This is a genomic window from Pseudomonas sp. BNK-44-b (genome assembly GCF_047456245.1).
Lineage (GTDB): Bacteria > Pseudomonadota > Gammaproteobacteria > Pseudomonadales > Pseudomonadaceae > Aquipseudomonas > Aquipseudomonas machongensis.
Genome location: NZ_CP179908.1, coordinates 5001 through 25067 on the forward strand (window position 1 = coordinate 5001; position 20067 = coordinate 25067).

General features: G+C 58.3%; 15 protein-coding genes, 4 tRNA genes and 2 rRNA genes (1 of these 21 cut by a window edge). All 21 read left to right on the top strand.

All coding sequences use genetic code 11. The annotated features are described in order from the left end of the window. Positions 1-378: ribosomal RNA gene (locus ACMGGG_RS00020) — 23S ribosomal RNA — on the top strand; it begins 2515 nt to the left of the window's first position. 133 nt (positions 379-511) lie between these two features. After that, positions 512-627, top strand: a 5S ribosomal RNA gene (gene rrf, locus ACMGGG_RS00025). A gap of 210 nt (positions 628-837) precedes the next feature. Beyond that, positions 838-1797 (top strand): bifunctional biotin--[acetyl-CoA-carboxylase] ligase/biotin operon repressor BirA, encoded by a 960-nt coding sequence (gene birA / locus ACMGGG_RS00030; protein WP_054895649.1) that lies wholly within the window; start codon positions 838-840, stop codon positions 1795-1797. After that, positions 1787-2536: a pantothenate kinase gene (locus ACMGGG_RS00035; RefSeq protein ID WP_151926570.1), complete on the top strand. Its 750-nt coding sequence runs from the start codon at positions 1787-1789 to the stop codon at positions 2534-2536. The genes birA and ACMGGG_RS00035 overlap by 11 nt, the downstream gene beginning before the upstream one ends. A gap of 7 nt (positions 2537-2543) precedes the next feature. Continuing rightward, positions 2544-2969 carry a hypothetical protein gene (locus ACMGGG_RS00040; RefSeq protein WP_054895647.1) on the top strand — a complete coding sequence of 142 codons (426 nt, stop codon included), beginning with the start codon at positions 2544-2546 and terminating at the stop codon, positions 2967-2969. Positions 2970-3112: 143 nt separating this feature from the next. After that, positions 3113-3196, top strand: a tRNA-Tyr gene (locus tag ACMGGG_RS00045). Positions 3197-3220: 24 nt separating this feature from the next. Next, positions 3221-3294 (top strand) — tRNA-Gly (locus tag ACMGGG_RS00050). A gap of 28 nt (positions 3295-3322) precedes the next feature. Beyond that, positions 3323-3398: transfer RNA gene (locus ACMGGG_RS00055), tRNA-Thr, on the top strand. A 79-nt stretch (positions 3399-3477) separates the two neighbouring features. Next, positions 3478-4671: an elongation factor Tu gene (gene tuf, locus ACMGGG_RS00060; RefSeq protein ID WP_013970626.1), complete on the top strand. Its 1194-nt coding sequence runs from the start codon at positions 3478-3480 to the stop codon at positions 4669-4671. A 55-nt stretch (positions 4672-4726) separates the two neighbouring features. Continuing rightward, positions 4727-4802 (top strand) — tRNA-Trp (locus tag ACMGGG_RS00065). Between the two features lie 44 nt (positions 4803-4846). Further along, a complete protein-coding gene (gene secE, locus ACMGGG_RS00070) occupies positions 4847-5215 on the top strand; it encodes a preprotein translocase subunit SecE (protein WP_063542475.1) in 369 nt (122 codons plus the stop codon). A 9-nt stretch (positions 5216-5224) separates the two neighbouring features. Beyond that, a complete protein-coding gene (nusG, locus tag ACMGGG_RS00075; RefSeq protein WP_003255501.1) occupies positions 5225-5758 on the top strand; it encodes a transcription termination/antitermination protein NusG in 534 nt (177 codons plus the stop codon). Between the two features lie 119 nt (positions 5759-5877). After that, positions 5878-6309: a 50S ribosomal protein L11 gene (gene rplK / locus ACMGGG_RS00080; protein WP_003255500.1), complete on the top strand. Its 432-nt coding sequence runs from the start codon at positions 5878-5880 to the stop codon at positions 6307-6309. Next, complete coding sequence (gene rplA, locus ACMGGG_RS00085; RefSeq protein ID WP_054893557.1) at positions 6309-7004, top strand: 50S ribosomal protein L1; 696 nt, start codon at positions 6309-6311, stop codon at positions 7002-7004. Before rplK ends, rplA begins: the two co-directional genes overlap by 1 nt. 203 nt (positions 7005-7207) lie before the next feature. Continuing rightward, positions 7208-7708, top strand: coding sequence for a 50S ribosomal protein L10 (rplJ, locus tag ACMGGG_RS00090; protein WP_029614620.1), 501 nt, complete (start codon positions 7208-7210; stop codon positions 7706-7708). Positions 7709-7788: 80 nt separating this feature from the next. Further along, positions 7789-8157: a 50S ribosomal protein L7/L12 gene (gene rplL / locus ACMGGG_RS00095; protein WP_054893558.1), complete on the top strand. Its 369-nt coding sequence runs from the start codon at positions 7789-7791 to the stop codon at positions 8155-8157. A 220-nt stretch (positions 8158-8377) separates the two neighbouring features. Continuing rightward, positions 8378-12451 (top strand): DNA-directed RNA polymerase subunit beta, encoded by a 4074-nt coding sequence (rpoB, locus tag ACMGGG_RS00100; RefSeq protein ID WP_054926048.1) that lies wholly within the window; start codon positions 8378-8380, stop codon positions 12449-12451. 64 nt (positions 12452-12515) lie between these two features. Continuing rightward, complete coding sequence (rpoC, locus tag ACMGGG_RS00105) at positions 12516-16715, top strand: DNA-directed RNA polymerase subunit beta' (RefSeq protein ID WP_054893560.1); 4200 nt, start codon at positions 12516-12518, stop codon at positions 16713-16715. 210 nt (positions 16716-16925) lie between these two features. After that, on the top strand, positions 16926-17297 hold the full coding sequence (gene rpsL, locus ACMGGG_RS00110) for a 30S ribosomal protein S12 (RefSeq protein WP_003255492.1): 372 nt from the start codon (positions 16926-16928) through the stop codon (positions 17295-17297). A gap of 106 nt (positions 17298-17403) precedes the next feature. Next, positions 17404-17874 (top strand): 30S ribosomal protein S7, encoded by a 471-nt coding sequence (gene rpsG, locus ACMGGG_RS00115; protein WP_003246741.1) that lies wholly within the window; start codon positions 17404-17406, stop codon positions 17872-17874. Between the two features lie 30 nt (positions 17875-17904). Continuing rightward, positions 17905-20052 carry an elongation factor G gene (fusA, locus tag ACMGGG_RS00120; RefSeq protein WP_054893561.1) on the top strand — a complete coding sequence of 716 codons (2148 nt, stop codon included), beginning with the start codon at positions 17905-17907 and terminating at the stop codon, positions 20050-20052. The last annotated feature ends 15 nt before the right edge of the window (positions 20053-20067 follow it).

A 20067-nucleotide genomic window follows, 5' to 3' on the forward strand; every position in this document is an offset into this window, starting at 1 on the left:
CTGAAGCCGGTCCCAAGGGTATGGCTGTTCGCCATTTAAAGTGGTACGCGAGCTGGGTTTAGAACGTCGTGAGACAGTTCGGTCCCTATCTGCCGTGGACGTTTGAGATTTGAGAGGGGCTGCTCCTAGTACGAGAGGACCGGAGTGGACGAACCTCTGGTGTTCCGGTTGTCACGCCAGTGGCATTGCCGGGTAGCTATGTTCGGAAGAGATAACCGCTGAAAGCATCTAAGCGGGAAACTTGCCTCAAGATGAGATCTCACTGGGATCTTGAATCCCCTAAAGGGCCGTCGAAGACTACGACGTTGATAGGTTGGGTGTGTAAGCGCTGTGAGGCGTTGAGCTAACCAATACTAATTGCCCGTGAGGCTTGACCATATAACACCCAAGCAATCTGCCTTGCAGATTGCGGTGGTGAAGACGAAACGAACCGAAAGTTCGAAGCGACTCACAAAGATCACATATCCGAATTGGCTGGCGTGTCTGCAAGGACGCACTGGCAACCGAATTTCTTGACGACCATAGAGCATTGGAACCACCTGATCCCATCCCGAACTCAGCAGTGAAACGATGCATCGCCGATGGTAGTGTGGGGTTTCCCCATGTGAGAGTAGGTCATCGTCAAGATTCATTTCGCAAAACCCCTATCTGCGCGAGCAGGTAGGGGTTTTGTCTTTCTGGCGTTCGCCAGATCTCATCGCTCCCCCGCGCCGACACCGCGCACGCCACGGGACACATCGGCGCCCTCCCTTTCTCGCGGGGATATCCCAGCCCTTTTCCTATGCAATCCAGCAGCCCGTGGCTATCATGCCAGCCTTATTCCAAGTCGAGACTGGCATGCTGAAGTTGTTGAATCTCCTCAAGGATGGCCGATTTCATTCTGGCCAGGCCCTGGGGGAAGCCATGGGGGTAAGCCGCAGTGCTGTGTGGAAGCAGCTGCAGCACCTCGAAAGCGAGCTGAACCTCACCATTCACAAGGTGCGTGGTCGTGGATACCAGCTCGCTACGCCATTGAGCCTGCTCGAGGCGTCGGCGATTGCTGCATTCACGCAGGGTGAGCAATGGCCTGTTCTTGTCCATGACTCGATAGATTCGACCAATGCCGAGGCCCTGCGTCTGATTGGGAAGGGGCAAGCAGCTCCCTTCCTGGTGCTCGCCGAGCGCCAGAGTGCTGGTCGTGGTCGGCGCGGCCGACACTGGGTCAGCCCGTTCGCTGAGAATCTCTATTACAGCCTGGTGCTCCGGGTAGAGGGTGGCATGCGCCAGCTCGAGGGGCTGAGTCTGGTCGTTGGCCTCGCGGTAATGCGCACGCTGCATACGTTCGGTGTAAAGGGAGCGGGGCTGAAATGGCCCAATGACGTTCTTGTCGCTAACAAGAAGATTGTCGGCATTCTTCTGGAGCTGGTTGGCGACCCCGCGGATGTCTGTCACGTCGTGCTAGGTGTCGGCATCAATGTGAACATGCAGAGCAATGATCAGGTCGACCAGCAATGGACATCGATGCGTCGGGAGACTGGCGATCTCATTGATCGCAATCGTCTGGTTGCGCAGTTGAACCAGCAATTGCAGCATGAGCTTTCACGCCATCGTCGCTATGGTTTCGCTGCTTTCCAGGAGGAATGGGAGCAGGCGCATCTGTGGCAGGGGCGCAAGGTCTCGCTGATCGCCGGCAATCAGACGGTCGATGGCATTGTGCTGGGTGTGGACGGGCAGGGCGGTCTACGCATGGATGTCGAGGGTGTGGAGAAGAGCTTCAGTGGTGGAGAGCTCGGGTTGAGGTTGCGCGATGATTCTTGAGCTCGATTGCGGTAATAGCTTTATCAAGTGGCGTGTGATTCATGCTGCGGATGCCACCATTGTGGGTGGCGGTATCGTCGATTCGGATCAGGCGCTGCTGGCCGCTGTCGGAGGGCTGGCTGCCGCGCGCCTGGCGGGTGCACGGATGGTCAGCGTGCGCAGCGAGGAAGAAACCGATGCGCTGTGCGAGGCGATCAGGCAAGCCTTCGCTGTTGACGTGCAGGTTGCGCGTCCTGTCATTGAAATGGCGGGAGTACGCAATGGCTATGAAGATCATGAGCGCCTGGGCATGGATCGCTGGCTGGCCGCCCTCGGTGCATTCCACTTGGCCAAAGGGGCTTGCCTGGTGATGGATTTTGGCACAGCCGCCAAGGCGGACTTCGTGGCGGCGGATGGTCAGCACCTGGGTGGATATATCTGTCCGGGGATGCCTCTGATGCGTAGCCAGCTGCGGACCCATACCCGCCGTATTCGTTATGACGATGCCTCGGCCGAGCGAGCATTGAGCAGTCTTGAGCCCGGGCGCTCCACGGTCGAGGCAGTCGAACGTGGGTGCGTGCTGATGCTGCAGGGGTTCGCCCATACGCAGATCGATCAGGCGCGCGCGCTGTGGGGTAATGAGTTCAGCGTCTTCCTCACGGGAGGCGATGCGCCCCTGGTCCAGGTGTCTGCACCTGGCGCGCGGGTTGTACCGGACCTGGTCTTTGTTGGCCTGGCGATGGCCTGCCCCTTGAGTTGAGGTGCCTATGCGTTGGTTGTTTCTGCTGTTGGTAGTGCTAAATGCCGTCTATTACGTGTGGCAGCAGCAGGAGGCGCCGGTACGGGTCAAGGAAGTTGCACCCCTTTCCCTCTACAAGGGAAGTCAGCAGGAGATCCGCCTGCTTCGGGAGACGGGAGCAGCGGCTCCCGCCAGACGCAGGGATGAGTGCCTGGTGGTGGGGGGATTTACCGGGCAGGATGAGCTCGTGGCCTTGCGCCAGCGGTTGCTGAGCCTGGATATCGCCGCTCAGCCAGTGCAGGGGCAGTTGGCTGGCGCGGACGGCTTCTGGCTCAAGGTCAGCCCTGATAGCGAGCGTTTGCTGGATGAGGCGGTCATTGCCAGTCTTTCCAGTGATTTCAAAGACTTAAAACATAAAATTATTTTCTGCCAGGGTATTGCAACTGGCGAATAGCTTGATAGAATGGCGCCCGCTTCGCAGGGAACACCGCTCAGGTGGTAGTACCGGAAGCATAGTCAAAGCAGCTAACTTTCAGATTTAATTGAAAAAAATGCTTGACTACAGGCCGGCAGGTAAATAGAATGCCCGCCACGTCTGGAGGGATTCCCGAGCGGCCAAAGGGGACGGACTGTAAATCCGTTGCGAGAGCTTCGAAGGTTCGAATCCTTCTCCCTCCACCAGTTTTAGCGAGAGCTGCAAGCTCCGCGGGTATAGTTTAGTGGTAGAACCTCAGCCTTCCAAGCTGATGATGCGGGTTCGATTCCCGCTACCCGCTCCAAGTTTGCTGTTTTGGCACAAAGAGTTTCGCTCTTGTAGCTCAGTTGGTAGAGCACACCCTTGGTAAGGGTGAGGTCAGCGGTTCAAGTCCGCTCAAGAGCTCCATATAAACAAGGCAGATATGAAAATATCTGCCTTTGTTTTATCAGCGTAGTGACTATTTCTTCTGCGGAGGACTGTATCGATGGCTAAGGAAAAGTTTGATCGTTCCCTTCCCCACGTTAACGTCGGCACTATCGGCCACGTTGACCACGGTAAGACCACTCTGACCGCAGCTCTGACTCGCGTCTGCTCCGAAGTTTTCGGTTCGGCAGTCGTTGAATTCGACAAGATCGACTCGGCTCCGGAAGAAAAAGCGCGCGGTATCACCATCAACACCGCTCACGTCGAGTACAACTCGAACATTCGTCACTATGCTCACGTTGACTGCCCAGGTCACGCTGACTACGTGAAGAACATGATCACCGGTGCTGCCCAGATGGACGGTGCGATCCTGGTTTGCTCGGCTGCCGATGGTCCGATGCCACAAACCCGTGAGCACATCCTGCTGTCCCGTCAGGTAGGCGTTCCGTACATCGTGGTCTTCCTGAACAAGGCTGACCTGGTAGACGACGCTGAGCTGCTGGAGCTGGTCGAGATGGAAGTTCGCGACCTGCTGTCCACCTACGACTTCCCAGGCGACGACACTCCGATCATCATCGGTTCGGCTCGTATGGCGCTGGAAGGCAAAGACGACAACGAAATGGGTACTACCGCTGTCAAGAAGCTGGTAGAAACTCTGGATGCCTACATCCCTGAGCCAGTTCGTGCCGTCGACCAGCCGTTCCTGATGCCGATCGAAGACGTATTCTCGATCTCGGGTCGTGGTACCGTTGTTACCGGCCGTATCGAGCGTGGCATCGTCCGCGTTCAGGATCCGCTGGAAATCGTTGGTCTGCGTGACACCACCACCACCACCTGCACCGGTGTTGAGATGTTCCGCAAGCTGCTGGACGAAGGTCGTGCTGGCGAGAACTGCGGCGTTCTGCTGCGTGGTACCAAGCGTGACGACGTTGAGCGTGGCCAGGTTCTGGTCAAGCCAGGTTCGGTCAAGCCGCACACCAAGTTCACCGCAGAAGTCTACGTTCTGTCGAAGGAAGAAGGCGGTCGTCACACTCCGTTCTTCAAAGGCTACCGTCCTCAGTTCTACTTCCGTACCACTGACGTGACCGGTAACTGCGAACTGCCGGAAGGCGTTGAAATGGTAATGCCAGGTGACAACATTCAGATGACTGTCACCCTGATCAAGACCATCGCAATGGAAGACGGTCTGCGCTTCGCCATCCGTGAAGGCGGTCGTACCGTCGGCGCCGGTGTTGTAGCGAAGATTATTGAATAAGTAGTTGATTTATCTAAATCAGGCCGGCATAATGGCCGGCCTGATACAGCGTTACAGGTCAGTAGCTCAATTGGCAGAGCGACGGTCTCCAAAACCGTAGGTTGGGGGTTCGATTCCCTCCTGACCTGCCATTCACCTCGGTGTGATTGGCTTTCTTCTTACAGGATCCTCCCCGATGACTCCCAAAACTGAAGCCCAAGAATCGCGTTTTGATCTGTTCAAGTGGCTGGCTGTAGTTGCATTGGTTGTCGTAGGTGTCGTGGGTAATCAGTATTACTCCGCCGCTCCTATCCTGTATCGCGTTCTCGCGCTGCTCGCCCTGGCAGCTGTCGCAGGCTTCGTTGCTCTGCAGACTGCGAAGGGTAAGTCGTTCTTTACGCTGGCGAAGGAAGCTCGTACCGAGATCCGTAAAGTCGTGTGGCCAACCCGCCAGGAGACTACCCAAACTACGTTGATCGTGGTGGCTGTGGTCCTCGTGATGGCGCTGCTGTTGTGGGGTCTGGATTCCCTGCTCGGCTGGTTGGTTTCCTTGATTGTTGGCTAAGGGTGTCTCGTGGCTAAGCGTTGGTATGTTGTGCATGCTTACTCGGGTTACGAGAAGCATGTCATGCGCTCCCTCATCGAGCGCGTAAAGCTGGCAGGCATGGAAGACGGGTTTGGCGAGATTCTCGTTCCGACCGAAGAAGTCGTCGAAATGCGCAACGGCCAGAAGCGCAAGAGTGAGCGTAAATTCTTCCCGGGCTATGTCCTGGTGCAGATGGAAATGAACGAAGGGACTTGGCACTTGGTCAAGGATACCCCTCGAGTCATGGGTTTCATTGGTGGTACCGCGGACAAGCCCGCGCCGATCACCGATAAAGAGGCAGAAGCTATTCTGCGTCGCGTTGCCGACGGCAGTGACAAGCCGAAGCCGAAGACGCTGTTCGAGCCGGGTGAAGTGGTTCGCGTCATTGACGGTCCATTCGCCGACTTCAACGGTAGCGTCGAAGAGGTTAACTACGAGAAGAGCCGTCTGCAGGTCGCAGTGCTCATTTTCGGTCGCTCTACTCCGGTAGAGCTTGAGTTCAGTCAGGTCGAGAAGGTCTAACTGAGCGACGCATCCCATACCCCGCAGCCCTATGTGCTGCGGGGTTTTGTCGTCACTGGGATAAAACGCAAGTCATCCGGGGAGCCACCAGGCGTTCGAACCCGATTTTGGAGTAGCTCATGGCTAAGAAGATTCAGGCTTACATCAAGCTGCAAGTAAAGGCCGGCCAGGCCAACCCAAGCCCACCCGTTGGTCCAGCACTGGGTCAACACGGTGTGAACATCATGGAATTCTGCAAGGCCTTCAACGCCCGTACTCAGGGTCAAGAAGCCGGCCTGCCGACTCCTGTGATCATCACTGTTTACAGTGACCGTAGCTTCACCTTCGAAACCAAGAGCACCCCTGCCTCGGTTCTGCTGAAGAAAGCTGCTGGCCTGACCAGTGGTTCGGCCCGTCCGAACACCGTCAAGGTCGGTACCGTCACCCGCGCTCAGCTGGAAGATATCGCCAAGGCAAAACAGGCTGATCTGACCGCCGCTGACCTGGATGCAGCTGTACGCACCATCGCTGGCTCTGCCCGCAGCATGGGCCTGAACGTGGAGGGTGTGTAATGGCTAAGCTGACCAAGCGTCAAAAGGCAATCGCCGAGAAAATCGAAGCAGGCAAGGCCTATAACTTCGAAGAGGCCGCTACCCTGCTGGCTTCGCTGCCGGCTGCCAAATTCGTCGAGTCGTACGACATCGCCGTAAACCTCGGTGTTGACCCGCGTAAATCCGACCAGGTCGTTCGTAGCGCTACTGTGCTGCCGCACGGCACTGGCAAGACCGTACGCGTTGCTGTCTTCACCCAGGGTCCAGCTGCCGAGGCCGCTCTGGCTGCCGGCGCTGACCGCGTAGGTATGGACGATCTGGCTGCCGAAATGAAAGGCGGCGACCTGAACTATGACGTCGTCATCGCATCCCCGGATGCCATGCGCGTTGTCGGTCAGCTGGGTCAGGTTCTGGGTCCTCGTGGCCTGATGCCTAACCCGAAAGTCGGTACCGTGACCCCAGACGTAGCCACTGCCGTGAAAAACGCCAAGGCTGGTCAGGTTCGCTACCGTACCGACAAGAACGGTATCATCCACACCTCCGTTGGCAAGATCGGCTTCGAAGCCGACAAGCTGAAGGAAAACGTTGAAGCCCTGATCGCTGATCTGAAGCGTATCAAGCCGGCTTCCTCGAAAGGTATCTACGTCAAGCGCGTTACCCTGAGCACCACCATGGGCCCAGGTCTGATCATCGATCAGAGCTCGCTGAACGTGTAATGCAAAGTCGGCGCGGTCTCTCGAGCGCGCCGACTGCAACAAGATTGGGGTCCCTGCCTGGCGGGGGCTATCCAAGACCGTAGGCGACGCAAGTCTTAAAACACAAGCCTACGCAGATGGTGCTCCCGATTCGCTCGCGAGTCAGACACCAAAACGACATCCGGCCTCGGCCAGATGAAACGGTAGAAACCAGGAGTAAACCCGTGGCAATTAAACTCGAAGACAAGAAGGCCATCGTCGCTGAAGTCAACGAGGCTGCCAAAGTCGCTCTGTCCGCTGTCGTGGCCGATGCCCGTGGTGTGACTGTAGGCGCAATGACCGGACTCCGTAAAGAGGCTCGTGAAGCTGGCGTATACGTGCGTGTCGTACGTAACACCCTGCTCAAGCGCGCTGTTGCTGACACTGAATTCAGTGTCCTCAACGACGCCTTCACCGGCCCTACCCTGATTGCGTTCTCCAACGAACACCCGGGCGCTGCTGCCCGTCTGTTCAAGGAATTCGCCAAGGGTCAGGACAAGTTCGAGATCAAGGCAGCTGCGTTCGACGGCAAGTTCCTTGCCGCTAACCAGATCGACGTGCTGGCAACCCTGCCAACTCGCGACGAGGCTATCGCACAGCTGATGAGCGTAATCCAAGGTGCAACCAGCAAGCTGGCTCGTACCCTGGCAGCTCTGCGCGACCAGAAAGAAGCCGCTGCTGCCTAAGGCGGCGTAGCTTCTCTCGAAATCAAACGTTTAATTTGATGGCCGTGTAAGGCTGTCCCCCAATACAGGAATTCATAGTCATGTCTCTGACTAACGAGCAAATCATCGAAGCAATCGGCCAGAAAACCGTTCTGGAAATTGTTGAACTGATCAAAGCAATGGAAGAAACCTTCGGCGTTACCGCTGCTGCCGCTGTTGCCGCTGGCCCAGCTGCTGCCGCCGCCGTTGTTGAAGAGCAGACCGAGTTCAACGTTGTCCTGGTTGAAGCCGGCGACAAGAAAGTGAACGTTATCAAAGCCGTTCGCGAACTGACCGGTCTGGGCCTGAAAGAAGCCAAAGAGAAAGTCGATGGCGCTCCTCAGGTTGTAGCTGAAGGCGTTTCGAAAGAAGCCGCTGAAGACGCTAAGAAGAAGCTGGAAGAAGCTGGCGCTAAAGTCGAGCTGAAGTAATTTCGACTTTGCGACTGCAGCCTGAGCGTCAAGCGTAGGGCTGATGGCTGGTGGCCTGTGCCACCGGCCTTTTTCCGTTATTGGTGGCCGATCATGTCGGCCCCGATAATGAGCTGCAAGACACCCATGTGGGTGGCGCAAACCAAGGGGTTTGCACGATTTTCTGGCTGCTCCCGCCGGGAGAAGCCAAACAAGCAGGTGACCAAGCTGGGGAACGCTGATGGCTTACTCATACACTGAGAAAAAACGTATCCGCAAGGACTTTAGCAAGTTGCCGGACGTCATGGATGTGCCGTATCTCCTGGCCATCCAGCTGGATTCGTATCGCGAATTCCTGCAGGCGGGAGCATCCAAGGATCAGTTCCGCGACGTCGGTCTGCATGCGGCCTTCAAATCGGTATTCCCGATCATCAGCTACTCCGGCAATGCTGCCCTGGAGTACGTAGGCTATCGCCTGGGCGAGCCTGCCTTCGATGTGAAGGAATGTGTCCTGCGTGGCGTGACCTTCGCGGTCCCACTGCGGGTCAAGGTGCGCCTGATCATCTTCGACAAGGAATCGTCGAACAAAGCGATCAAGGACATCAAAGAGCAAGAAGTCTACATGGGTGAAATTCCCCTGATGACTGAGAACGGTACCTTCGTTATCAACGGTACCGAGCGTGTGATCGTTTCCCAGCTGCACCGTTCGCCTGGTGTGTTCTTCGACCACGACCGTGGCAAGACTCACAGCTCCGGCAAGCTGCTGTACTCCGCTCGCATCATTCCTTACCGCGGCTCCTGGCTCGACTTCGAGTTCGATCCGAAGGACTGCGTGTTCGTCCGTATCGACCGTCGCCGCAAGCTGCCGGCCTCCGTACTGCTGCGCGCCCTGGGCTACAGCACCGAAGAGATCCTGGACACCTTCTATACCACCAACGTGTTCCACGTTTCCGGTGAGAAGCTGAGCCTGGAGCTGGTTGCCCAGCGTCTGCGCGGTGAAGTTGCGGTAATGGACATCACCGACGAGACCGGCAAGGTCATCGTCGAGCAAGGCCGCCGTATCACTGCGCGCCACATCAACCAGATCGAGAAAGCTGGCGTCAAGCAGCTGGACGTTCCGCTCGAGTACATGATTGGCCGTACCACTGCCAAGGCCATCGTGCACCCGGCAACTGGTGAAATCCTGGCCGAGTGCAACACCGAGCTGACCACCGATCTGCTGGTCAAGATCGCCAAGGCCCAGGTCGTCCGCATCGAGACCCTGTACACCAACGACATCGATTGCGGTCCGTTCATCGCCGACACGCTGAAGATCGATACCACCAGCAACCAGCTGGAAGCGTTGGTCGAAATCTATCGCATGATGCGTCCAGGCGAGCCACCAACCAAGGACGCCGCCGAGACCCTGTTCAACAACCTGTTCTTCAGCGCCGAGCGTTACGACCTGTCCGCCGTAGGCCGCATGAAGTTCAACCGTCGTATCGGTCGCACCGAGATCGAAGGTTCGGGCGTGCTGAGCAAGGAAGACATCGTCGATGTACTGAAGACCCTGGTCGACATCCGTAACGGCAAGGGCATCGTCGACGACATCGACCACCTGGGTAACCGTCGCGTGCGTTGTGTCGGCGAGATGGCCGAGAACCAGTTCCGCGTTGGCCTGGTGCGCGTCGAGCGTGCGGTCAAAGAGCGTCTGTCGATGGCCGAAAGCGAAGGCCTGATGCCGCAGGACCTGATCAACGCCAAGCCGGTTGCGGCGGCGGTGAAGGAGTTCTTCGGTTCCAGCCAGCTCTCGCAGTTCATGGACCAGAACAACCCGCTCTCCGAGATCACCCACAAGCGTCGTGTCTCCGCACTCGGCCCTGGCGGTCTGACCCGTGAGCGCGCCGGCTTCGAAGTCCGTGACGTACACCCGACCCACTACGGCCGCGTGTGCCCGATCGAAACGCCGGAAGGTCCGAACATCGGTCTGATCAACTCCCTGGCGGCCTACGCCCGCACCAACCAGTACGGCTTCCTGGAAAGCCCGTACCGTGTAGTGAAAGAGGGTGTGGTCACCGACGACATCGTGTTCCTGTCGGCGATCGAAGAAGCTGATCACGTCATCGCCCAGGCTTCGGCTGCGATGAACGAGCAGAAGCACCTGATCGACGAGCTGGTAGCGGTCCGTCACCTGAACGAATTCACCGTCAAGGCGCCGGAAGACGTCACCCTGATGGACGTTTCGCCGAAGCAGGTTGTTTCCGTTGCTGCCTCGCTGATTCCGTTCCTCGAGCACGACGACGCCAACCGTGCGTTGATGGGTTCGAACATGCAGCGTCAGGCTGTACCGACCCTGCGTGCGGACAAGCCGCTGGTAGGTACCGGCATGGAGCGCAACGTCGCCCGTGACTCCGGCGTCTGCGTCGTGGCTCGCCGTGGTGGTGTGATCGACTCGGTCGACGCCAGCCGTATCGTCGTGCGTGTAGCTGACGACGAAGTCGAGACCGGTGAAGCAGGTGTGGATATCTACAACCTGACCAAGTACACCCGTTCGAACCAGAACACCTGCATCAACCAGCGCCCGCTGGTGAGCAAGGGTGATGTGGTTGCGCGTGGCGACATCATGGCTGACGGTCCGTCCACCGATATGGGTGAACTGGCACTGGGCCAGAACATGCGCATCGCGTTCATGGCGTGGAACGGCTTCAACTTCGAAGACTCCATCTGCCTGTCCGAGCGTGTGGTTCAGGAAGACCGCTTCACCACGATCCACATCCAGGAACTGACCTGTGTGGCTCGTGACACCAAGCTTGGCCCAGAGGAAATCACCGCGGACATCCCGAACGTGGGTGAGGCTGCGCTGAACAAGCTGGACGAAGCCGGTATCGTCTACGTCGGTGCCGAAGTCGGCGCCGGTGACATCCTGGTCGGCAAGGTCACTCCGAAAGGCGAGACCCAGCTGACGCCGGAAGAGAAACTGCTGCGTGCGATCTTCGGTGAGAAGGCCAGCGACGTCAAAGACACTTCCCTGCGCGTGCCGACCGGCACCAAGGGCACCGTCATCGACGTACAGGTCTTCACCCGTGATGGCGTCGAGCGCGACAGCCGCGCCCTGGCCATCGAGAAGATGCAGCTGGACGAGATCCGCAAGGACCTCAACGAAGAGTTCCGCATCGTCGAAGGCGCAACCTTCGAGCGTCTGCGTTCGGCTCTGAACGGCCAGGTGGTCGACGGTGGTGCGGGCCTGAAGAAAGGCACCGTGATCACTGACGACGTACTGAACGGTCTGGAGCACGGCCAGTGGTTCAAACTGCGCATGGCCGAAGATGCACTGAACGAGCAGCTGGAAAAGGCTCAGCAGTACATCGTCGATCGTCGCCGTCTGCTGGACGACAAGTTCGAAGACAAGAAGCGCAAGCTGCAGCAGGGCGATGACCTGGCTCCAGGCGTACTGAAGATCGTCAAGGTCTACCTGGCAATCCGCCGTCGCATCCAGCCGGGTGACAAGATGGCCGGTCGTCACGGTAACAAGGGTGTCGTCTCGGTGATCATGCCGGTAGAAGACATGCCGCACGACGCCAACGGTACTCCGGTCGACGTCGTACTGAACCCGCTGGGCGTACCTTCGCGTATGAACGTCGGTCAGATTCTCGAAACCCACCTGGGCCTGGCGGCCAAAGGTCTGGGCGAGAAGATCGACCGCATGATCGAAGAACAGCGCAAGGCAGCCGAGCTGCGTACCTTCCTGACCGAGATCTATAACGAGATCGGTGGTCGTCAGGAAAACCTCGACGAGTTCTCCGACGCAGAGATCTTCGCCCTGGCCAACAACCTCAAGAAAGGTGTGCCGATGGCGACGCCTGTCTTCGACGGTGCCAAGGAGCGTGAGATCAAGGCCATGCTGAAGCTGGCCGACCTGCCAGAGAGCGGCCAGATGGTGCTGTTCGACGGCCGTACCGGCAACAAGTTCGAGCGTCCTGTGACCGTTGGTTACATGTACATGCTCAAGCTGAACCACTTGGTGGACGACAAGATGCACGCGCGTTCCACTGGTTCCTACAGCCTGGTTACCCAGCAGCCGTTGGGTGGTAAGGCGCAGTTCGGTGGTCAGCGTTTCGGGGAGATGGAAGTGTGGGCGCTGGAAGCATACGGCGCGGCATACACCCTGCAAGAAATGCTCACAGTGAAGTCGGACGACGTGAACGGCCGTACCAAGATGTACAAGAACATCGTGGATGGCGATCACCGTATGGAGCCGGGCATGCCCGAGTCCTTCAACGTGTTGATCAAAGAGATCCGTTCGCTCGGTATCGATATCGATCTGGAAACCGAATAACACGTGACGCGAAGGGGAGCGGGGCTGGTATAGCCCGCTTCCTGCTCCGCCAGGAGGAAAGGCCTTGAAAGACCTACTGAATTTGCTGAAAAACCAGGGTCAAGTCGAAGAGTTCGACGCCATCCGCATCGGTCTGGCGTCGCCTGAAATGATCCGTTCGTGGTCGTTCGGTGAAGTTAAGAAGCCGGAAACCATCAACTACCGTACGTTCAAACCTGAGCGTGACGGCCTGTTCTGCGCCAAGATCTTTGGCCCAGTCAAGGACTACGAGTGCCTGTGCGGCAAGTACAAGCGCCTCAAGCACCGCGGTGTGATCTGCGAGAAGTGCGGCGTTGAAGTTGCCCTGGCCAAGGTTCGTCGTGAGCGCATGGCGCACATCGAACTGGCCTCGCCGGTCGCCCACATCTGGTTCCTGAAGTCGCTGCCGTCCCGTATCGGCCTGCTGATGGACATGACCCTGCGTGACATCGAGCGCGTGCTCTACTTCGAGAGCTACGTGGTGATCGATCCAGGCATGACCACCCTCGAGAAGGGTCAGCTGCTGAACGACGAGCAGTACTTCGAAGCGCTGGAAGAGTTCGGTGACGACTTCGACGCCCGCATGGGTGCCGAGGCTGTTCGCGAGCTGCTGCACGCGATCGACCTGGAGCACGAGATTGGCCGTCTGCGTGAAGAAATTCCGCAAACCAACTCGGAAACCAAGATCAAGAAGCTGTCCAAGCGCCTGAAGCTGATGGAAGCTTTCCAGGGCTCGGGCAACCTGCCTGAGTGGATGGTCCTGACCGTCCTGCCAGTGCTGCCGCCGGACCTGCGTCCGCTGGTTCCGCTGGATGGTGGCCGCTTTGCGACCTCCGACCTGAACGACCTGTATCGTCGGGTGATCAACCGTAACAACCGTCTGAAGCGCCTGCTCGATCTGTCGGCGCCGGACATCATCGTGCGCAACGAAAAGCGCATGCTGCAGGAAGCAGTCGATGCCCTGCTCGACAACGGCCGTCGCGGTCGCGCCATCACTGGCTCGAACAAGCGTCCGCTGAAGTCGCTGGCCGACATGATCAAAGGTAAGCAAGGTCGCTTCCGTCAGAACTTGCTCGGTAAGCGCGTGGACTACTCCGGTCGTTCGGTAATTACCGTAGGTCCGACCCTGCGTCTGCATCAGTGCGGTCTGCCGAAGAAGATGGCCCTCGAGCTGTTCAAGCCGTTCATTTTCGGCAAGCTGGAAATGCGTGGTCTGGCGACCACCATCAAGGCGGCCAAGAAGATGGTCGAGCGCGAGTTGCCAGAGGTCTGGGACGTTCTCGCCGAAGTCATCCGCGAACACCCCGTCCTGCTGAACCGTGCACCGACGCTGCACCGTCTGGGTATCCAGGCGTTCGAGCCGGTGCTGATCGAAGGCAAGGCGATCCAGCTGCACCCGCTGGTCTGTGCTGCGTACAACGCCGACTTCGACGGTGACCAGATGGCCGTTCACGTGCCGCTGACCCTGGAAGCCCAGCTCGAAGCGCGCGCGCTGATGATGTCGACCAACAACATCCTGTCGCCAGCCAACGGTGAGCCGATCATCGTTCCTTCGCAGGACGTCGTACTGGGTCTGTACTACATGACCCGCGAAGCCATCAACGCCAAGGGCGAAGGTCGCGTGTTCGCCGACCTGCAGGAAGTTGACCGCGTATTCCGCGCCGGCGAGGCTGCCCTGCACGCGAAAATCAAGGTCCGTATCAACGAGACCGTGAAAGACCGTGATGGCAGCGTCACCAAGAACACCCGTATCGTCGACACCACCGTTGGCCGTGCGCTGCTGTTCCAGGTCGTTCCGGCAGGTCTGCCGTACGACGTGGTCAACCAGCCCATGAAGAAGAAGGCGATCTCCAAGCTGATCAACCAGTGCTACCGCGTGGTTGGTCTGAAAGAGACCGTGATCTTCGCTGACCAGCTGATGTACACCGGTTTCGCTTACTCGACCATTTCCGGCGTCTCGATCGGTGTTAACGACTTCGTTATCCCGGACGAAAAAGCCCGCATTATCGGTACTGCCACCGATGAAGTGAAGGAAATCGAGAGCCAGTACGCCTCCGGCCTGGTTACCCAGGGCGAGAAGTACAACAAGGTCATCGACTTGTGGTCGAAGGCGAACGACGAAGTGTCCAAGGCGATGATGGCCAACCTCTCGAAAGAGAAGGTCATCGACCGCGAGGGCAAGGAAGTCGAGCAAGAGTCCTTCAACTCGATGTACATGATGGCTGACTCGGGTGCGCGGGGTTCCGCTGCACAGATTCGTCAGCTGGCTGGTATGCGTGGTCTGATGGCCAAGCCGGACGGCTCGATCATCGAGACGCCGATCACTGCGAACTTCCGTGAAGGTCTGAGCGTACTGCAGTACTTCATCTCGACCCACGGTGCTCGTAAAGGTCTGGCGGATACCGCACTGAAGACTGCGAACTCCGGTTACCTGACTCGCCGTCTGGTAGACGTGGCGCAGGATCTGGTCGTGACCGAGATCGACTGCGGCACCGACCAGGGCCTGTTGATGACGCCGCACATCGAAGGTGGCGACGTTGTAGAGCCGCTGGGTGAGCGTGTTCTGGGTCGTGTCATCGCCCGCGACGTGTTCAAGCCTGGTACCGAGGACGTCATCGTTCCTGCTGGCACCCTGGTCGACGAGAAGTGGGTCGAGTTCATCGAGCTGAACAGCATCGACGAAGTGATCGTGCGTTCGCCGATCAGCTGCGAAACCCGCTACGGCATCTGCGCCAAGTGCTACGGTCGTGACCTGGCTCGTGGTCACCAGGTGAACATCGGTGAAGCTGTCGGCGTCATCGCTGCACAGTCGATCGGTGAGCCGGGTACCCAGCTGACCATGCGTACCTTCCACATCGGTGGTGCTGCAAGCCGTACCTCGGCTGCCGACAGCGTCCAGGTGAAGAACGGCGGTATGGTACGTCTGCACAACCTGAAGCAGGTCGAGCGTGCCGATGGCAACCTGGTCGCGGTATCGCGTTCCGGCGAGCTGGCCATTGCCGACGAGTTCGGTCGTGAGCGTGAGCGCTACAAGCTGCCTTACGGTGCCGTGATCTCGGTCAAGGAAGGTGAGAAGGTCGAAGCTGGCGCCATCGTCGCCAAGTGGGACCCGCACACCCACCCGATCGTTACCGAGCTGAAAGGTACCGTGACCTTCGTGGGCATGGAAGAAAACATCACGATCAAGCGCCAGACCGACGAACTGACCGGCCTGACCAACATTGAAGTCCTGGACGTCAAGGATCGCCCTGCTGCTGGCAAGGAAATCCGTCCGGCCATCAAGATGGTCGATGCCAACGGCAAGGATCTGTACCTGCCGGGTACCGACGTGCCGGCTCAGTACTTCCTGCCGGCCAACGCCCTCGTCGGTGTGGCTGACGGTGCCCAGATCGGCGTCGGTGACGTTATCGCGCGTATCCCGCAAGAAACGTCGAAGACCCGTGACATCACCGGTGGTCTGCCGCGCGTTGCCGACCTGTTCGAAGCGCGTCGTCCGAAGGAAGCGTCGATCCTGGCTGAAGTCAGCGGTACCATCGCGTTCGGTAAAGAGACCAAGGGCAAGCGTCGCCTGGTCATCACGCCGACCGACGGCAGCGATCCGTACGAAGAGCTGATTCCGAAGTGGCGCCACCTGAACGTCTTCGAAGGCGAACAGGTAAACCGCGGCGAAGTCATCTCCGACGGTCCAAGTGATCCGCACGACATCCTGCGTCTGCTGGGTGTCAGCGCGCTGGCGAAATACATCGTCAACGAGATCCAGGACGTTTACCGTCTGCAGGGCGTGAAGATCAACGACAAGCACATCGAGACCATCCTGCGCCAGATGCTGCGCAAGGTCGAGATCAGCGAGTCGGGCGATTCCAGCTTCATCAAGGGCGACCAGATGGAGCTGACCCAGGTACTGGTAGAGAACGAGCGTCTGGCTGGCGAAGACAAGTTCATCTCCAAGTTCACCCGTGTCCTGCTGGGTATCACCAAGGCGTCGTTGTCGACCGAGTCGTTCATCTCCGCGGCTTCCTTCCAGGAAACCACCCGCGTACTGACCGAAGCGGCGGTAACCGGCAAGCGCGACTACCTGCGTGGCCTGAAAGAGAACGTGGTCGTGGGTCGTCTGATCCCGGCCGGTACCGGTCTGGCGTACCACAGCGAGCGCAAGCGTCGCCGTGATGCCGACAAGCCGCTGCGTGTGAGCGCCAGTGAGGTGGAAGCCGCACTGACCGAAGCGCTGAACTCCAGCGGTAACTAAGAAGAGGCGGGGCCCCGGCCCCTTCCTCCCGAGTCTCGGTGACATGATTTGTTGCCGATGATCGGGCAGGAAGGGTCGGGGCCTTGTCTTGACTGGGTGCAAGATCCTCTTTAGACTTTTGTACCCTTAAATTTGGTGAGGCTCCGTCTCGCCAATTTTTGGCTTTCTTGCAAGACAATAGAGTCGCAAGACAATCAGTGGAGCTAGTAGATGGCAACTATCAACCAGCTGGTACGTCAGCCGCGCAAGCGTTCGGTCGAGAAGTCCGACGTTCCTGCGCTGCAGAACTGCCCGCAGCGTCGTGGCGTGTGCACCCGTGTGTACACCACCACGCCGAAAAAACCTAACTCGGCACTGCGTAAAGTATGCCGTGTGCGTCTGACCAACGGTTTCGAGGTTTCCTCGTACATCGGCGGTGAAGGCCACAACCTGCAAGAGCACAGCGTCGTCCTGATCCGTGGCGGCCGTGTAAAAGACTTGCCAGGTGTTCGTTACCACACCGTTCGCGGCTCTCTGGATACTTCGGGCGTCAAAGGCCGTAACCAGGGCCGTTCGAAGTACGGTACCAAGCGTCCGAAGTAATCGGTCGTTTGCAGACATCCATTTATTTGAGTCGATAAGAGTAAGGTCGGGCAGGGGTCGAAGACCCGCGTCCCGGGCTAACCTGAAGACCGTTTGAGGGCTTATCATGCCAAGACGTCGTGTAGCAGCAAAACGTGAGATCCTTGACGATCCGAAATACGGATCTCAGATCCTCGCCAAGTTCATGAACCACGTGATGGAAAGCGGCAAGAAGGCCGTAGCCGAGCGCATCGTTTACGGTGCCCTGGATACTGTCAAAGCACGCAAGAACAGCGACCCCCTGGAAATCTTCGAGAAAGCTCTCGACGCCATCGCTCCGCTGGTCGAAGTAAAGTCCCGTCGTGTCGGCGGTGCCACTTACCAGGTTCCGGTTGAAGTTCGTCCATCCCGTCGTAACGCTCTGGCAATGCGCTGGCTCGTAGACTACGCCCGCAAGCGCGGCGAGAAGTCGATGGCCCTGCGCCTGGCCGGCGAGCTGCTGGATGCTGCCGAAGGCAAGGGTGCTGCAGTCAAGAAGCGTGAAGACGTGCACCGTATGGCCGAAGCCAACAAAGCGTTCTCGCACTACCGCTTCTAATTCAAGCATCAATCATTTTGCGAGGGCTTTATGGCTCGTACTACAGCAATTAACCGCTACCGTAACATTGGTATCTGTGCCCACGTTGACGCGGGCAAGACCACCACTACCGAGCGGATCCTGTTCTACACAGGTCTGAGCCACAAGATGGGCGAGGTGCATGATGGCGCCGCGACCACCGACTGGATGGTGCAGGAGCAGGAGCGCGGTATCACCATTACCTCCGCTGCCGTTACCACCTTCTGGAAAGGCTCCCGTGGTCAGTACGACAACTACCGCGTAAACGTCATCGATACCCCCGGCCACGTTGACTTCACCATTGAAGTAGAGCGTTCGCTGCGTGTACTCGACGGCGCGGTCGTCGTGTTCTGCGGTACTTCCGGCGTTGAGCCTCAGTCCGAAACCGTATGGCGTCAGGCCAACAAGTACGGCGTTCCACGTGTTGTCTACGTGAACAAGATGGACCGTGCCGGTGCCAACTTCCTGCGCGTTGTCGGTCAGATCAAGAACCGCCTGGGTCACACCCCGGTTCCGGTCCAGCTGGCCATCGGTGCTGAAGATGACTTCCAGGGTCAGGTTGACCTGATCAAGATGAAGGCCATCTACTGGAACGATGACGACAAGGGCACCACCTATCGCGAGGAAGAGATTCCTGCCGAGCTGGTGGACCTGGCCAACGAATGGCGCAGCAACATGGTCGAGGCTGCTGCCGAGGCCAACGAAGAGCTGATGAACAAGTACCTCGAAGAAGGTGACCTGTCCGTCGAAGACATCAAGGCTGGTCTGCGCGCCCGTACCCTGGCGAGCGAGATCGTTCCTGCTGTCTGCGGTTCCTCGTTCAAGAACAAGGGTGTTCCCCTGGTTCTCGACGCCGTCATTGACTTCCTGCCTGCGCCAACCGAGATCCCTGCGATCAAGGGTATCCACCCTGATCTGATCGACGTGCCGAAGGATGAAGTCACTCCAGAGCAGTACGACGAGCGTCCTGCTGACGACAACGAGCCGTTCTCGGCCCTGGCGTTCAAGATTGCCACCGACCCGTTCGTGGGTACTCTGACCTTCGTCCGCGTCTACTCGGGCTTCCTGACCTCCGGTGACTCCGTCATCAACTCGGTCAAAGGCAAGAAAGAGCGCGTTGGTCGTATGGTGCAGATGCACGCCAACCAGCGTGAAGAGATCAAAGAAGTACGCGCTGGCGACATCGCTGCTCTGATCGGCATGAAGGACGTCACCACCGGTGACACCCTGTGCAACGCCGACAAGCCGATCATCCTCGAGCGTATGGACTTCCCTGAGCCGGTAATTTCGCTCTCCGTAGAGCCGAAAACCAAGGCTGACCAGGAGAAGATGGGTATCGCTCTGGGCAAGCTGGCCCAGGAAGACCCGTCGTTCCGCGTCAAGACCGACGAAGAAACCGGCCAGACCATCATCTCCGGTATGGGTGAGCTGCACCTGGACATCCTCGTTGACCGCATGAAGCGCGAGTTCAACGTCGAGTGCAACGTCGGCAAGCCGCAGGTTTCGTACCGCGAGAAGATCACCAAGTCCAACGTCGAGATCGAAGGCAAGTTCGTTCGTCAGTCGGGTGGTCGTGGTCAGTTCGGTCACTGCTGGATCCGTTTCTCGGAGCCGGACGTGGACGAGAAAGGCAACATCACCGAAGGTCTGGTGTTCACCAACGAAGTCGTTGGTGGTGTGATTCCTAAGGAATTCATCGCCCCGATCCAGAAGGGTATCGAAGAGCAGATGAAAAACGGCGTTGTTGCCGGCTATCCGCTGCTCGGCCTGAAGGCTACGGTATTCGACGGTTCGTACCACGACGTCGACTCCAACGAAATGGCGTTCAAAATCGCCGCTTCGATGGCGACCAAGCAGCTGGCCCAGAAGGGCGGTGGCGTGGTGCTTGAGCCGATCATGAAGGTCGAAGTTGTAACCCCGGAAGACTACCTGGGTGACGTGATGGGTGACCTGAGCCGTCGTCGCGGGATGATCCAGGGTAATGAAGACTCGGTGTCCGGCAAGGTAATCACTGCTGAGGTACCGCTCGGAGAGATGTTCGGTTACGCGACCGACGTTCGTTCCATGTCTCAGGGTCGCGCAAGCTACTCCATGGAATTCTCCAAATACGCCGAAGCTCCGTCGAACATCGTCGAAGCACTCGTTAAAAAACAAGGCTAATCCCCTTTAGGCAAG

Bases quoted from the DNA above. Each gene is read 5' to 3' on its own strand.
- rpoB (WP_054926048.1), top strand. From the start codon at position 8,378: ATGGCTTACTCATACACTGAGAAAAAACGTATCCGCAAGGACTTTAGC.
- rplL (WP_054893558.1), top strand. From the start codon at position 7,789: ATGTCTCTGACTAACGAGCAAATCATCGAAGCAATCGGCCAGAAAACC.
- rpsG (WP_003246741.1), top strand. From the start codon at position 17,404: ATGCCAAGACGTCGTGTAGCAGCAAAACGTGAGATCCTTGACGATCCG.
- ACMGGG_RS00035 (WP_151926570.1), top strand. From the start codon at position 1,787: ATGATTCTTGAGCTCGATTGCGGTAATAGCTTTATCAAGTGGCGTGTG.
- rplA (WP_054893557.1), top strand. From the start codon at position 6,309: ATGGCTAAGCTGACCAAGCGTCAAAAGGCAATCGCCGAGAAAATCGAA.
- rplK (WP_003255500.1), top strand. From the start codon at position 5,878: ATGGCTAAGAAGATTCAGGCTTACATCAAGCTGCAAGTAAAGGCCGGC.
- fusA (WP_054893561.1), top strand. From the start codon at position 17,905: ATGGCTCGTACTACAGCAATTAACCGCTACCGTAACATTGGTATCTGT.
- secE (WP_063542475.1), top strand. From the start codon at position 4,847: ATGACTCCCAAAACTGAAGCCCAAGAATCGCGTTTTGATCTGTTCAAG.
- ACMGGG_RS00040 (WP_054895647.1), top strand. From the start codon at position 2,544: ATGCGTTGGTTGTTTCTGCTGTTGGTAGTGCTAAATGCCGTCTATTAC.
- tuf (WP_013970626.1), top strand. From the start codon at position 3,478: ATGGCTAAGGAAAAGTTTGATCGTTCCCTTCCCCACGTTAACGTCGGC.
- birA (WP_054895649.1), top strand. From the start codon at position 838: ATGCTGAAGTTGTTGAATCTCCTCAAGGATGGCCGATTTCATTCTGGC.
- rpsL (WP_003255492.1), top strand. From the start codon at position 16,926: ATGGCAACTATCAACCAGCTGGTACGTCAGCCGCGCAAGCGTTCGGTC.